The organism is Streptomyces violaceus (assembly GCF_036014075.1).
Classification (GTDB): Bacteria; Actinomycetota; Actinomycetes; order Streptomycetales; family Streptomycetaceae; genus Streptomyces; species Streptomyces violaceus.
Genome location: NZ_CP107911.1, coordinates 8,008,248 through 8,022,404 on the forward strand (window position 1 = coordinate 8,008,248; position 14,157 = coordinate 8,022,404).

General features: G+C 72.3%; 12 protein-coding genes. 4 read left to right on the forward strand and 8 right to left on the reverse strand.

The window, feature by feature from the left end; genetic code table 11:
- Positions 1 to 101: 101 nt before the first annotated feature.
- The gene (locus OG542_RS36080; RefSeq protein ID WP_311129924.1) at positions 102 to 1,025 is read right to left on the reverse strand and encodes a sirohydrochlorin chelatase; all 924 of its coding nucleotides are present in this window, start codon (positions 1,023 to 1,025) and stop codon (positions 102 to 104) included.
- Between the two features lie 125 nt (positions 1,026 to 1,150).
- Entirely contained in the window at positions 1,151 to 2,137 is a 987-nt protein-coding gene (locus tag OG542_RS36085; protein ID WP_328416463.1) for an N-acetylglucosamine kinase, read from the reverse strand.
- 214 nt (positions 2,138 to 2,351) lie between these two features.
- Here OG542_RS36085 and OG542_RS36090 point away from each other — a divergent pair, with 214 nt between their 5' ends.
- Positions 2,352 to 3,050, forward strand: coding sequence for a uracil-DNA glycosylase (locus tag OG542_RS36090; protein ID WP_311129922.1), 699 nt, complete (start codon positions 2,352 to 2,354; stop codon positions 3,048 to 3,050).
- Here the strand turns inward: OG542_RS36090 and OG542_RS36095 are convergent.
- Together OG542_RS36095 and OG542_RS36100 are read right to left on the reverse strand one after the other, a co-directional pair.
- Positions 3,047 to 4,495 carry an MFS transporter gene (locus OG542_RS36095; RefSeq protein ID WP_328416465.1) on the reverse strand — a complete coding sequence of 483 codons (1,449 nt, stop codon included), beginning with the start codon at positions 4,493 to 4,495 and terminating at the stop codon, positions 3,047 to 3,049. The two genes, OG542_RS36090 and OG542_RS36095, sit on opposite strands and share 4 nt — an antisense overlap.
- Positions 4,492 to 5,661 carry an FAD-dependent monooxygenase gene (locus OG542_RS36100; RefSeq protein WP_328416467.1) on the reverse strand — a complete coding sequence of 390 codons (1,170 nt, stop codon included), beginning with the start codon at positions 5,659 to 5,661 and terminating at the stop codon, positions 4,492 to 4,494. The genes OG542_RS36095 and OG542_RS36100 overlap by 4 nt, the downstream gene beginning before the upstream one ends.
- Before the next feature lie 158 nt (positions 5,662 to 5,819).
- Between OG542_RS36100 and OG542_RS36105 the strand changes: the two genes are divergently transcribed.
- The gene (locus OG542_RS36105) at positions 5,820 to 6,425 is read left to right on the forward strand and encodes a TetR/AcrR family transcriptional regulator (RefSeq protein WP_311129919.1); all 606 of its coding nucleotides are present in this window, start codon (positions 5,820 to 5,822) and stop codon (positions 6,423 to 6,425) included.
- 163 nt (positions 6,426 to 6,588) lie between these two features.
- Here OG542_RS36105 and OG542_RS36110 read toward each other — a convergent pair whose 3' ends face one another.
- Entirely contained in the window at positions 6,589 to 7,746 is a 1,158-nt protein-coding gene (locus OG542_RS36110; protein ID WP_328416470.1) for a WD40/YVTN/BNR-like repeat-containing protein, read from the reverse strand.
- Positions 7,747 to 7,958: 212 nt separating this feature from the next.
- Between OG542_RS36110 and OG542_RS36115 the strand changes: the two genes are divergently transcribed.
- Positions 7,959 to 8,543 carry an Rv1733c family protein gene (locus tag OG542_RS36115; protein ID WP_328416472.1) on the forward strand — a complete coding sequence of 195 codons (585 nt, stop codon included), beginning with the start codon at positions 7,959 to 7,961 and terminating at the stop codon, positions 8,541 to 8,543.
- A gap of 29 nt (positions 8,544 to 8,572) precedes the next feature.
- On the opposite strand, the gene OG542_RS36120 is transcribed toward OG542_RS36115, so the two are convergent.
- Positions 8,573 to 10,600 carry a HEAT repeat domain-containing protein gene (locus OG542_RS36120; RefSeq protein ID WP_328416474.1) on the reverse strand — a complete coding sequence of 676 codons (2,028 nt, stop codon included), beginning with the start codon at positions 10,598 to 10,600 and terminating at the stop codon, positions 8,573 to 8,575.
- A gap of 140 nt (positions 10,601 to 10,740) precedes the next feature.
- On the reverse strand, positions 10,741 to 12,417 hold the full coding sequence (locus tag OG542_RS36125; RefSeq protein ID WP_328416476.1) for an acyl-CoA dehydrogenase family protein: 1,677 nt from the start codon (positions 12,415 to 12,417) through the stop codon (positions 10,741 to 10,743).
- Between the two features lie 75 nt (positions 12,418 to 12,492).
- On the opposite strand from OG542_RS36125, the gene OG542_RS36130 reads away from it, so the two are divergent.
- Positions 12,493 to 13,251, forward strand: coding sequence for a PaaX family transcriptional regulator C-terminal domain-containing protein (locus OG542_RS36130; RefSeq protein WP_328416478.1), 759 nt, complete (start codon positions 12,493 to 12,495; stop codon positions 13,249 to 13,251).
- A gap of 63 nt (positions 13,252 to 13,314) precedes the next feature.
- On the opposite strand, the gene OG542_RS36135 is transcribed toward OG542_RS36130, so the two are convergent.
- On the reverse strand, positions 13,315 to 14,103 hold the full coding sequence (locus tag OG542_RS36135; protein WP_311129914.1) for a pectate lyase: 789 nt from the start codon (positions 14,101 to 14,103) through the stop codon (positions 13,315 to 13,317).
- Between the last annotated feature and the right edge of the window lie 54 nt (positions 14,104 to 14,157).

Below are 14,157 nucleotides of genomic sequence, written 5' to 3' on the forward strand. Positions count from 1 at the left end.
ACAAGCCACAACGCACCCGCAGCCGGACGGACATCCCGCACCCCAACGGCGAAGACCCGCCCCGAACCGGAGCGGGCCTTCTCGGCCATGCACAGGTCGCGTCAGCGAACCGGCGTCTGCTGAACCTGCTGCGGCGTAATGCCCAACGCCGTCGTGTACTTCGCCAGCGCCAGCTTCCCGATCGCCGGGTACGGGCCGAGCGACTCCGCTGCGGAGCACCCCGCCTCCTTGGCCGCCTCCTCGACCAGCCCCGGCTCGATCTCGGGGCCGATCAGATACGGCGCGAGGGCCAGCTGCTGGGAGCCCGAGGAGCGGAGCTGCTCGGCGACGGACGCGATGGAGCCCTCCTGGTCCAGGGCCGCCGCCATCACCGGCACCGCCAGGCGCGCGGCCAGCAGCATGCCGGTGATCCCGGCCGCCTGCACGGCCTCGTCACCGCCCACGGAGGCCAGGATGATGCCGTCGGCGGCGGTCGCCACGGTGAACAGGCGGGCACGGTCCGCGCGGGCCAGACCGGCCTCGGAGAGTCGCACGTGCAGCGCCTCGGCGAGCAGCGGATGCGGGCCGAGGACATCGGTCAGCTCCGCCGCGATGTGGCTCTCCATGACGGCCTGACGGACCCGGCGCAGCAGCGCGCTGTCCGGGCCGGCGAGCAGTGGCACGACGACGGCGACGGGCCCGTCGGGCTCCCTGACGTCCATGCCGGCGGCGCGCGCCTGCTCGAAGCGGGCGGTGCGCTCCTCGGCGGCGTGCGCGAGCACGGCCTGGAGCGTGAAGAACTCCGCGTTGTCCCCGTCGAGGTACCCGATGCGGGCGTCGAGGCCGGGCAGCTCGGAGCGGGCGATGCTCACGACCTCCTCGGCGAGGCTGCGTGTGGCGCTACTGGGCGTGCCCGGCACGGCGAGGACGAGCGCGGGCGCGCCCTCGGGAGCCACCAGCGGCTCGGGACGGCGGTGCCGTCCCGGCTGGCGGGGTCGCGGCATTCGTACTGGCAGGCCGGACTCGGGTCCAGTGGGGGAACTCATGGCGCCGCATGTTACTGGTTTCCTGGGCTCTCCTGTTCGGGGAGGGTGCAGGTGAGCGGTATACGTCCGGTTTTGTCTGATGAGTTACGTACGGATTGAGTTACGTACGGATCATGAGGGTCGGATTATTCACCCGACAGGGTTGTCACGGACAGCATCGTCTCGTCACCCGGCAGTGTGAGGGGGCCGGTGCTCAGCTCGGTCGCCAGGCGCACGGAGCCGTGCAACGGATCGCCCTCGGCCGACACCCGCCGCGCGTGCGGGAGCCGCTGCGCCAGTTCCTCGTCCAGGGGCCCGAGGAGCGGGTCGCCCAGTTTGAACAGGCCGCCGGTGACGGCGACACGGGGCTCGCCGCCGGAGGGGCACACGACTGCCGCGGAGTCGGCCATGTGCCGCGCGGCCAGGCGCAGGATGTCCGCCGCGACGGGGTCCCCCTCCGCGCAGACGGCCACGTGGGGTGCGAAGGAGGCGAGGACGGCGGGCCGGTCCGGCCGCGGATACAACCGGCCGGGCAGCCCGGCCACGGGCCCGAACACCTCCTCGGCGCTCGTCCGCAACCGGGCCGAGCCGCCCTCGCGCCCGTCATGGGCGCGTAGCGCGGCCTCGAGACCGGCCCGTCCGATCCAGGCGCCGCCCCCGCAGTCGCCGAGCAGATGCCCCCAGCCGTCCGCACGGCGCCAGCCGGTCAGGTCGGTGCCGATCGCGATCAGGCCCGTACCGCCGGCGATCACGGCACCGGGACGTGGCCCGAGGGCACCCACGTACGCGGTCACGGCGTCGGCGGCCAGCGCGACCCTCCGTACGCCCAGTTCCCGGGTCAGGGCGCCCGGCAGTTCGGCGCGCAGTGCGTCACCCAGGGAAGCGAGCCCGGCGGCGCCGACGACGACGGCGGTGAACCGCACCGGCCCGGCCTCCGCGGTCATGGCACGCACCAAGGGCATGAGGTGCGCCATGAAGTGTTCGGGGTCGATGCCCCGGTTGCCTGTGGGGACCGGCTCCGCCGACTCCCGCCGGGCCAGCGGCCCGCGCTCGGCGGTGCCCACCACCGCCCGGAGTCCGGACCCGCCGGAGTCCACGGCGAGAAACCCGGAGCCCTCCGACGCCCCGGTCACGGCAGGCGCCGGTCCGCCGGCCGGCCGCCCTGGCGGAGTGGCTCGGTCACTGGACGCAACGGGCTCCCCTCCTTACCGGTGACCGGCTGCGCGAGCTGCGGGACCGGCTCGATGACCTCGACGAGGAGGAAGAGTAGCCCCGAGGGCGGCGTCCGTGCGTGAGGGGTTATGTCTTTGTGCGGGGACCGGTTGTGTGCCAGTAGGGTGACGCGCTGTGGCACCACGACCCTTGCATGAACTTGTTGAAGCAGGCTGGGCGAAGGCTCTGGAACCTGTGGCCGAACGTATCGCCGCGATGGGGGACTTCCTGCGGGCCGAGATAGCGGCCGGCCGGACCTACCTCCCGGCCGGGGCGAATGTCCTGCGGGCCTTCCAGCAGCCGTTCGACGACGTCCGCGTCCTGATCGTCGGTCAGGATCCCTATCCCACGCCGGGGATGGCCATCGGGCTGAGTTTCGCCGTGGCGCCCGAGGTGCGTTCGCTGCCGGGCAGTCTGGAGAACATCTTCCGGGAACTGCACACGGACTTGGGGCTGCCCCGGCCGTCCAACGGTGATCTGACGCCGTGGGCGGAGCAGGGCGTGCTGCTGCTCAACAGGGCGCTCACCACCGCCCCGCGCAAGCCCGGCGCGCACCGGGGCCAGGGCTGGGAAGAGGTCACCGAGCAGGCGATCCGGGCCCTGGCGGGGCGCGGCAAGCCGCTGGTGTCCATTCTGTGGGGCCGTGACGCCCGCAATCTGCGGCCACTGCTGGGAGATCTTCCGGCGATCGAATCGGCCCATCCCTCGCCGATGTCGGCGGACCGCGGTTTCTTCGGTTCGCGCCCGTTCAGCCGGGCCAACGACCTGCTGGTGGGGCAGGGGAGCGAGCCGGTGGAGTGGCGGCTGCGTCATGGCGAGGGCAGGCCCGTCTAGACGGAGGGGCGTTGGGCCGCTACGTGCTTGCGCGCCAGCATGATCGCGGGCACCGCGGCGAGGACGAAGAGCGCTCCCGCCATCGCGACGTACAGGTACACGCCGGTCGCCGTGCTCACCGGGGCGCCGTCGGCAGTGGTCCCGGGAATCAGGGTCGCTTTGAGCACCTCGCCCCCGGCGAAGCTGAAGACGACCGAGCCGAGGGCGAGCATGACCGACACCAGACCGGCGGTCGTGCCCTGCCGCTCGGGTGCTTCGATGCTGGTCGCCAGGTTGTAGCCGGAGGCGCCGATCGCGCCGGCGGCCATGCCGAGCATGGTCCCGCAGGTGATCGCCAGCGGGAGTACGGATACGCCCGCCAGCATCGCGAAGGTCGCCGCTGTCCCGACGGCGATGCCGCCGAGGAGGGGCGGTGCGGGACCGAACCGCCCCGCGATCCATCCGGCGCACGTGCCGCCGATCACGATGCCGAGATTGGGCGCGGCGAGCAGCACGGCGACCGCCTCTCCGTCGCCCAGCCCGTAACCGAGCCCCAGGCCGGGGGGCACCTGGGCGATGATGCCCGTCAGTTGCAGCATGCTCCGGAAGGAGCCTGCCGCCAGTACCAGGGCCAGCAGCGTCAGCAGGATCGGGCGGCTGAGGGCCCGGATGTCGATGATGGGTTCGTCGACCCGCAGTGCGAGGAACGCCCAGCCGGTCAACGCGGCGGCACCGGCCGCCAGCAGCGCGATCATGCCGCCGGAAAGCCATCCGAGGTCGCTCCCCAGGCTGGTGTAGGCGAGCACCGCGCCGAGGCCGCCGCCGAGCAGGAGCGCCCCGGCCATGTCGATCCGGCCGGTGCCGCGGATCGGCGACTCCGGAATGAAGGAACGCACACAGAGCGCGGCCGCCGCGGCGAGCAGCGCCGCCACGATGAACACGCTCCGGTAGCCGAACACATCGATGACCGGCTGCATCAGGAACGGCTCGATGATTCCGACGATCGACGAGCCGGACGTCACGAGTCCGACCAGGGCCATCGCCACCCGCGGGGTGCAGATCTGGCGTGCGAGGGCCACCGTGATGAAGATCGCGGCGAAGGCGGCGCCCTGGAGGAAGCGCCCCACCAGGAAGATCCAGACGTTGGGAGCCGCGAGGCAGACCAGCGCTCCCGTGCAGGCGAGGAGCAGCGTGCCGATGAGTATCCGGCGCTTGCCGAAGATGTCGGAGCTCTTCGCGAGCAGCGGCGACCAGATGGCCCCGGCCAGCATCGCGCTCGCGTTCAGCCATGCGGCCTGGTCGGTGTCGAAATGCTCCAGTAACTGGGGCAGGACCATCATGGGCGAGCCGATGGCCACGTCGGCCAGGACGTTGGCGAGGGTGAGAACGGCCGCCCAGAGGATGAGCCGCTTGCTCCAGCGTTGCTCCTGGGCGGCGGGGGCGGGCTTTTCCAGCGTGTCTTTCACTCTGCGTTCTCTCCAGCGTGTCGGGGGGTGGTCCGCTGAGGGCCGTGGGGCGTTGTCCGCATTGCTTGCAGCGCCTCGTTGCGGGCGGCGATGGCGGCCCAAGTGGAGGGCAGCATGCGGTCGCGACCGCTGTGGACACGGTCCTGGGCGAACGAGACATAGGGGCGCTGCCGGGCCTCGTACCGTGCGAAAGCGGCGGTGTGGTCATTGCCGCACCGTTCGAGTTCTTCGGCGAGAAAGCGGGCGCCGGTGAGCGCGAGTGAGGTGCCCCGGCCGGACAGGAAGGCCGGGCTGTACCCGGCGTCCCCGACGAGGGCGACCCGGCCGCGGTGCCAGGAGGGCAGGTGGATCTGGCTCGCGGAGGTGAAGAAGAAGCCAGGATCGGCGCGGGCCGCGTCGAGCAGCTCCGGGATCCGCCACGACCGGTAGCCCGCGAAGGCGTCGATGAGGATCTTCTTCTGGGCGCCCAGGTCGTGGTGGTCGTAGCCGATCGGTTCCGAGCGGAACTGGAAGACCGCGACGGCCTTGCCGTTGTATCGGAAGATGCCTGCCATCCGGCCAGGGACGTTGTATATCGAGTTGGTGCCCTCGGATCGCGCCTCGCCGGGGAGATCGGCGAGGGCGAAGTAGACACCGAGGTGCCGGAGGTAGTCCTCCTCGGGCCCGAACACCAGCCTGCGTACCGCGGAGTGCTGGCCGTCGGCACCGAGCACCAGGTCGTAACGCCCGGTGCGGCCCGATGCGAAACGTACGTCGACGCCGCCGCCGTTCACGCCGGCGTCGGTCAGTGCCTCCATCGAATCGCCGAAGCGGATCACCACCCTGTCCGGGAGCGTCTCGGCGAGGATACGGACGAGGTCCTCGCGGAGGAGTTCGATGTCGTCGTCGGAGTCGTTGATCTCCGCCAGGGGGATCCGGGCCACCGGCTCGCCCGCGCTGTCGACGAACTGGGTGAGCTCGGACATCCGGACCCGTTGCTTCTGGATCTTCGCGAGTAATCCCATTCTGTCCACGGCCTCGATCGCGTCACCGCGGATGTCGATGGGTGTGCCTGTGAGCCGGAGGTGGCGGGCGTACTCGACAACGGTGACGGCGTGGCCGCGGGTGCCTAGCTCACGTGCGCAGGCGAGCCCGGCGATACCGGCTCCGGAGACAAGGATGTTCACGTGTGCGCTCCAGGTTTCGCTGAGGTGGGGTGTGCGACCCTTGCCTTAAAGAAACAAGCTGTCGCTTTTAGCGAGCTTACTTACCACCGGCTTGCACCGCAATGCCGCACCTGACGACAATCGGCACCCGAGCAGAGAAACAGGAGGTGAGCGCGGCGATGGCCGACGGGACCGCTGACCGGTCGCCCGCACGGCGCCCCGGTGGCCGCAACGCGCGGGTGAGAGCGCAGATCCTCGCCGCGACCGTCGAGTTGGTGGCGCGGGACGGCATCGCGGGGTTCCGTTACGAGGAGGTCGCCGAGTTCGCCGGCGTGCACAAGACAAGCGTCTACCGCAACTGGCCCGACCGTGAGGAGCTGGTGGTCGAAGCCCTGCTGCGCTACGCGGAGGATCTCGCCTCGGTAGCCGACACCGGCGATATCCACCGGGACTTGGCGGACTTCCTCCTGGCCCTCGCCGGTGGCCTGGAAACGCCGTTCGGCCGGACGCTCGAACAGGCCATCCAGCCCGCTCGCCAAAGCGCCACCGTCGAGGCGCTGACCAAGATCCTCGACCAGCGCGTGGCCGCCTTGCGGCGACGGGTGGACACCGCTGTCGACCGGGGCGAACTCCCCCCGGTCGACAGCGCCTTCCTCGGCGAGATGATCTCCGGCCCCGTGCACCTCATCGTCAACCGTGGCATGCGCCCGTTCGCCCGAGCGGACGCGGAACGCATCGTCGGCGTGGTGCTCGCCGGCATCCGTGCCACGGCACCCCACGTCTGAGCGAACGCCCCTGGCCGCACCGTCCAGGCCGAAGGGCGAATGGCTGAGTGCCCGTCATGTTCGCGCTCGATGCGGCACGTCGAAGTGCCGCATCAGTACGGCGTGCGGGGACGCCAACCGCGGGCGGGCTGAGGTGGGCCGGTGCGTGACCCTCCTCCTCGCCTCAGCCGACGATCGCGGCCCGCACGCAGAGCACGTCCGGCAGATGTGAGGCGAGCTGTTGCCACGTGTCGCCGTCGTCCGCGGACGCGAACACCTCGCCGTTGCGGTTGCCGAAGTAGACGCCCGCCGGATCGCCCTCGTCCGTGCACAGCGCGTCGCGCAGCACCGTGCCGTAGTGGTCCTCCTGGGGCAGCCCCGCCGAGAGCGGCTCCCAGCTCTTGCCCGCGTCCGCAGTCCGGTAGACGCGGCACCGGTGGTCGGCCGGGACCCGGTCGGCGTCGGCGTTGATCGGGAACACATACGCCGTGTCACCTCTGTGCGGGTGCGCGGCCGCCGCGAAACCGAACGTGGACGGCAGGCCCTCGCCGACGTCCGTCCAGTGCGCGCCCGCGTCGTCGCTGCGGTACACACCCCAGTGGTTCTGCAGGTACAGCCGGTCCGGGGTCGCCGAGTCCCGCGCGACCTTGTGCACGCACTGGCCGAACTCCGGGTTCGGGTCGGGCAGGAACACCGCCGAGACACCCGAGTTGGAGGGGGCCCAGCTGGCGCCGCCGTCCAGCGTGCGGAACACGCCGGCGGTCGAGACGGCGACCGTCACGGCCTTCGGGTCGCGCGCGTCGGTGAGCACGGTGTGCAGGCCCTCACCGCCGCCGCCCGGCACCCACTTCGACCGTGTGGGGTGCTCCCACAGGGGCCGGACCAGCTCGAACGTCTCCCCGCGGTCCTCCGAGCGGTACAGCGCGGCCGGTTCCGTACCCGCGTACACCACGTCCGGCTCGGCGGCGGCCGGGTGCAGTTGCCACACCCGCTCCAGGGACGCCCCCGTGTCCTTGGGGAACTTGACGGCGGGGTGCGCCGGTTCGGTCCAGGTGCGGCCGAGATCGTCTGAGTGGAACACGGACGGGCCCCAGTGCGCGCTGTCGCCGCCGGCCAGCAGCCGAGGGGTCGCGCCCCGGGTGTCGACGGCGACCGAGTACACGGCCTGCGCGTTGAAGTAGGGACTCTCGTCGAACTCCCAGGCGCCACCACCCCGCCGGCGCCCGATGAACAGGCCTTTGCGCGTGCCCACGGCCAGCAGTACCTCGGCCATGCCGATCACCTCCGCGGCGTCGTCATTGACGCCCTCGTCTTTGACACCGGCCAGTCTGCACCCCACCACTGACAGTCACCTCTGGAACGGACTCCGGTGCAGGTCAGGCGAGTGTCGAGGGCCGCAGCGGGGTTCGGCGCACCGCGTTCCGGAGGGCGCCCGCAGGGGCCCGGCGGCGTGGGGGCCGTCACGTCGGAGTAGGTGCAGTGAGCATCCAGGGGCCGTCTTCCGTATGCAGAGGGCGGCGGGATGGTCATGCGCTCATGAGGAGGGTGCCTTCGATGGCGTTACGAGGTCCGAAGGTGTGGCTGTGGCGCTGGCGGCGCAATCCGCTCAAGCGCCGCGCCGACAGGGTCGAGGCCTGGGTCGTGCTGGGCGTGTGGACGCTCACCGCCTTCGTCGGGATGCTGGCCGGCACGACGGTGAGCCGGTCCGTCGAGGACGGGCTGGCACGGGAACGCGTCGAGTGGCGGCCCCTCGTGGCCCGGCTGGACGAGCGGGCTCCCGGGAGGATCTCGGAGAACGGCGGCGTGTCCCGTACCGAGCAGGTGTGGGCGACGGCGACGTGGACCGCTGTGGACGGCTCCGCGCGCTCCGGGCAGCTCCGGGTCCCGGCGGGCAGCGCCGCCGGGACACCGGTCACGGTGTGGACGGACCCCGAGGGCCGCCAGGTGACCCGCCCCGTCACCGAGTCCCAGGCCCATGTACGGGCCTTCCTGATCGGCAGCGTGGCCGGTATCGGCGCCGCGTCCCTGCCGCTCATCGGCGGCCGTGCCCTGCGCCGCCGACTGGAACGCGGCCGCATGGACCAGTGGGACGCCGAGTGGTCCCGCTTCGGGCCGATGTGGGGACGTACGACAGGGTGAGGCCCTCGGAGGCCGCTGACGGATCCCACCTACCCGTGCCCCACCCCGGCCAGCGCCGCCCGGCACATCCGCAGCAACCCCTCGTCCTCGTGGATGGCGCTGCCGCCGTAGCCGCGGGCGTCGGCCCGGTGCCGTCGCGGGGACGCGAGCTCCGCTCGGAGCAGGTCGTGCAGGGGTGCCCCCGCGGGCCCCAGGGCCGCCACGCACCCGGCGACCGTCGTGCGGGTGCGCGGGTCCTCCGCCCACGCGGAGCGGAGGACGGGAAGGAACTGTTCCGGCTCCCCGGCGATCCGCCACACCGCGCACGCGGCCGTGGCGCGCTCCCGTACGGCGCCGGAGCCGGCCATCCGCCGCAGCCCGGGCAGGGCCGGACGGGCCGCCGGTCCCAGTCGTGCGAGTGCGTCCGCGGCGGCCGCGCGGCGACGCTGTTCGCCGCCGGTGTCCGTCAACTCCTGGTGCAGCACGGGCACCACGGCATCCGGATCGCCCGTGATCGACCACAGTGCTTCCGCTGCCGCGACGGCGCCGTCCGTCTCCAGCAGTCCGCGCAGATCCGGTATCGCCTCGTACGCTGCGGCGCCGAACCCGCCGAGGGCACGGACCGCCGCCCTCGTGACGGCGTCGCGCGGCCGCAGCCCGTCCGGCACGCCGCGCAGCAGACGCAACACCGCCGGTATGGACTCGGCGTCGCCCAGTGCCGTGAGCGCCGACAGCAGGGGAGCGGCCCGCTCGTATGTGCCGGGGCCGTCGAGCGGAACGCGGGCGAGCCGGCGCCGCAGAGCGGGGGCCAGCGGCAAGGCCGCAGTCCCCAGGTGGGGTATCGCGTAGCCCAGGTCGTCCGGCACGACCGGACCGGCCAGCACGTCGGACAGCACCGGCGTGGCCCGGGGGTCCCCCGCCCTGGCCAGGGCCTTGAGCGGACCGCCCAGCGTCGGCGCACCCCGCTCCCCGTGCCGTACGCGAAACTCGGGACGGCAGGTCACCAGCGCGTGGAGGTGGTCCGCCGCCGGCACGGCCAGCTCGAAGAGCTCGACCAGGACAGCGACCGCCGCGTCATGCAACCGGCCTTCCTCGGCGCCCAGTTGGGCACCGATGAGGGCGACCGGCTCCGCGCCGCTCGTACGCCACTCGCGGAACAGCCCGGCCGACATCCACACGGCGTTGCACCGGTCGAGGGGATCCGGGCTGGTCAACTGCCCGCACAGCAGGGCGATCCGGTCGATGACCCGGCTGCCGAGCGCGGAGTGCAGCGTCCGCATCAGCTGGGAGCCCTCCTCGTCCGAGGGGCGCAGGCGCCGCAGCCGGCCGGCGAGCGTGTCCGTGCCGGGACAGCCGCCCGCGTGGCCGGTGCGGGCTTGTTCCCCGGATCTGTCCCTGAGCAACCGGACGACGGCCGGTACGAGATTGGCGGGAAGTAGCTCCGGCGCGCGCCTCGCCAGCTGGCCGAGCGCGGCGAGCCGCAGCCCAGGGCCGTACGGGGGCCCGCTCAACTCCGCCAGCAGGTCCACCGCCTCGGAGGCGTGCCCCGGGTGCCGCTCCACGAACAGGCCCAGGCTCGCGGCCAGGGCGAGCAGAACCCGGTCGTCCCGCTCCACGGTGATCCGCTCCCGCAACAGGGTGAGCACACGGTCCGGTGGGCAGAGGAACCGCACGAGCGCGCCCGGAGCCGCCCGGCGAACCCCGGCGTCCGCGTCTCCCGCGAGCCGGACGAAGACCTCGGCACCCGCGTGCAGGGCGGCAGCGGCTCTCCCGGCGATGTCCTCCGAGACGGTCCTGTCACCTGCGATGTCACCGATGCTGACGAGGAGTTCCACGACCCCCGCCCGGTCCCGCACCTCCTCGCGGACGGCGAGCGCGAGGAGAAACGGAACACAGGCGAGCGTCGCGTCGTACACGCCTCCCTGGTGGTGCACGGCGCCGTACATCCCGTCGAGCGCGCTCTCCCGCTCGGCCGGGTCGGCGGAGGCCAGTCCCCGCAGTAGTCCGGGCACATCCTCCGCGCTGCCGTACCCATGCCGCAGCGAGGCCCAGTCGACCTCGTCGATCCCCCTGAACACGTTGTCCTCCCCAGGCGAAGTACCAACTGACGGGGAGTCTGCACCACGGCACTGACAACGAAGCGGAATCGGGAGATGACGGTGCGCGAACTGTGCGCCCGTTGGCTGACGACAGCTCAGTCCCCGCCAGGGAAGGCGGCTCAGTCCCCCTCGGGCAACGCGCGCTCCAGGATCGCGTCGAGGCCGGCCGTTTCCGGCAGCGTCCCGAAGGCCTGCCCCCAGTCGCCCCCGAGCCGGGTCGCGCAGAACGCGTCGGCGACCGCAGGCGGGGCGTGCCGGACGAGGAGGGAGGCCTGGAGTGTCAGGGCCATCTGCTCCACGAGCCGGCGGGCCGTCGTCTGCGACGCCTCGGGCAGCCGGTCCTTGAGCCGGGTCACGGCCGCGTCCAGCCGGGCGTCCGCGCCCCGGGCGAGGGCCAGCTCGCCGAACAGCGCCTCGGCGGTGCCCGGTTCGCGGCTCAGCGCCCGCAGCACGTCGAGGGCGTTGACGTTCCCCGAACCCTCCCAGATCGACAGCAGGGGAGCCTCGCGGTAGTGCCGGGGCATGCCCGATTCCTCGACGTAGCCGTTGCCGCCGAGGCATTCCAGGGCCTCCGCGGTGAAGGCCGGGCCCCGCTTGGTCACCCAGTACTTGCCGACGGCGGTGGCGATCCGGCGGAACGCGGCCTCCGCCCCGTCCACATCGGCTCCGCGGATCGTCCGGTCGGCCGCCCCGGCCAGCCGCAGGGTGAGCGTGGTGGCGGCCTCGGACTCCAGCGCCAGATCGGCCAGCACATTGCGCATCAGCGGCTGGTCCACCAGCCGGGCGCCGAACGCGCTGCGGTGGCGCGCGTGGTGGCCCGCCTCGACGAGGGACTTGCGCATCAGCGCGGCCGACATCATCACGCAGTCCAGCCGCGTGCAGTTGACCATCTCGATGATGGTCTTGACGCCGTGGCCCTCGGGCCCGACCAGCCAGGCCACGGTCCCGTCGAACTCGGGCTCGGAGGAGGCGTTGGAGCGGTTGCCCAGCTTGTCCTTCAGCCGCTGGATGCGGAAGGTGTTCCGGACGCCGTCGGGCAGCACGCGCGGCACCAGGAAGCAGGACAGGCCGCCCGGGGCCTGCGCCAGCACGAGGAACACGTCGCACATCGGCGCCGAGGTGAACCACTTGTGCCCGCGCAGGGTGTACACCCCGGGCTCGGCCGTGGGCGTGGCCGCCGTGGTGTTCGTCCGGACGTCGGAGCCGCCCTGCTTCTCGGTCATCCCCATGCCCGCCAGCAGGCCCCGCTTCTCCGTGGGCACCCGGAGGCCGGGCTCGTACTCCCGGCTCGTCAGCAGCGGTTCGTAGACCTTCGCCAGCTCCGGCTGCCCGCGCAGCGCGGGGACCGCCGCGTAGGTCATCGACGTCGGACAGCCGTGGCCGGCCTCGGTGTGCCCCCAGACCAGTCCGCCGGCGGACCGGGCGACATGGGCGCCGGGCCTGTCGTCGGCCCAGGGCGAAGCGGCCAGCCCCTCGGTGATCGCGGTGCGCATCAGGTGGTGCCAGCTCGGGTGGAACTCGACCTCGTCCACCCGGTTGCCGTACCGGTCGTGCGTGCGCAGCTCCGGCTCGTGACGGTTGGCCAGATCGGCCCACTCCTGGGCCTGGACGCTGCCGGCCTGCCTGCCGAGGCGGCGCAGTTCCTTCTCGGCCCACCCGGCGCCCTCCCGCCGCAGCCCTTCCAGCAGGGCCGTGTCGTCGGAGGCGTCGTACGGGGTGAGGGGCGGGGCCTGGTTGGTGACGTCGTGCGTGGCGGGTCCGCCGTACGCATGCTGTTCGTCGAGTGTCGAGACCATACGGCGAGTGTTGCACTTTGTCTGCGACCGCAGCAATCCTGTAACACAGGAGGCCGCCGCGTACAGTACGTGACCATGCCGATGAACGTCCCGGCGCGGCCCGGCGCGCTCGACCTGCGCCCCCTGTCCGCGCGGTCGGTCGTACTGAGCCTGCTGCTCGGAACACATCCCCCCGAACTGCCGGGCAAGGAGCTCGGGCGGCTCGTGGAGGGCTTCGACGTCGGCGGCTCCACGCTGCGGGCGGCGCTCAGCCGGATGGTGGCCGCCGGTGACCTGCGGCGCACGGACACCGGCTACCGCCTCAGCGACCGGCTGCTGGAACGCCAGCGCCGCCAGGACGACGCCGTGCACCCCCGTACGCGCGCGTGGGACGGCGACTGGGAGATGGTCGTGATCACCGCGTCGGGGCGCGGACCCGCCGAACGCGCCGACCTGCGGGCCCGGCTGACCGGCCTCCGGCTCGCCGAACTGCGCGAGGGGGTCTGGCTCCGGCCCGCCAACCTGCACCGTGCCCTCCCCGGGGATCTGGGCCAGGTGTCCCAGTGCTACACGGCCCGCCCCGACCGGCCCTCGCGCGATCTGGCCGCGTCCCTGTGGCCGCTGGACACCTGGCCTGCCACGGCCCGCGCGCTGCTCGATCACGTCGCCGACGCACACCGCCCGGCCGATCGCCTGGCCGCCTTCGCCGCCGTCGTACGGCACCTGCTGGCCGATCCCGTTCTGCCGCCCGGACTTCTGCCCGCCGGCTGGCCCGGCGCCGAGCTGCGCGTGGCCTACACCGACTACCAGCGGGAGCTGATCGGGGAGGTCCGCGCGCGCGTGCGGGGCACATGACGCGGACGGCCGTGCGCAGCGCCCGCCGGGACGCCGCGCACGGCCGCCTTCACCGTGGGGGGTCTACCTGTAGGTGACGTCCGAGGTGGAGTACAGGCAGTTCTTGCTGTCGGGTCCCGACCCGACAGCGGTGTTGTTGTTGTACTTCTGGCAGGGGACGACCTTGCGGCCCGAGTCGTTGCGGATCGTGATGCCCCGCAGCGTCGCCACGTCGTTGCGGTTGACGTTGATGCCGACGAGCCGCGCGGTGGAGCCCGTGCCGGTCACGTCGATGGTGTTGAGGTTGACCTTGCGCGTGTACTGCGTGGAGCAGTCGCCGCAGGAGCGGTAGAGCGTCTTGAACTCCTGCACCGCGAAGTTGGAGATGCTCAGCGTGCCGCCGCCGTTGTGCTGGAAGACCTTGTCCGCGGCCTTCTTCGCACCGCCGCCGATCACCTGGTACGTGGCGCCGTTGCCGCCGCGGAAGGTGGCGGCGTCCTCGCCGACGTCCTCCCACCAGACGTTCTGCAGCGTGCAGCTGCCCTCGCAGTGGATGCCGTCGGCCGCCGGGGCGCCGAGGATGACGTTCTTCAGCACCGCGCCGTTCGCGAGCTTGAAGATCGGGTCCTGGCCCTCCTCCTGGCCGTCACCGGCCAGTTCGCCGGTGCCGTAGTACCGCTTCATCCCGTAGTCCTTGGTGCCGGAGACGGAGATGGTGGAGGAGGTGCCCTGGCTGCCGTTGGGGGTCGGCCAGGTGGCGGCGCTCGCCGTGGGTGCGTTGGTGGTCATGATCATGCCAACCGACAGGCCGAGGGTGGCCAGCGCGCCGGTCAGCGCGCGCCTGCGGGTGCGCGGACGTGTCGCAGAAGTCATGTCCCGATTCCTTCTGTCGTCTGAGCGGATGAGGTCTGAGCGGATGGGGGTGTG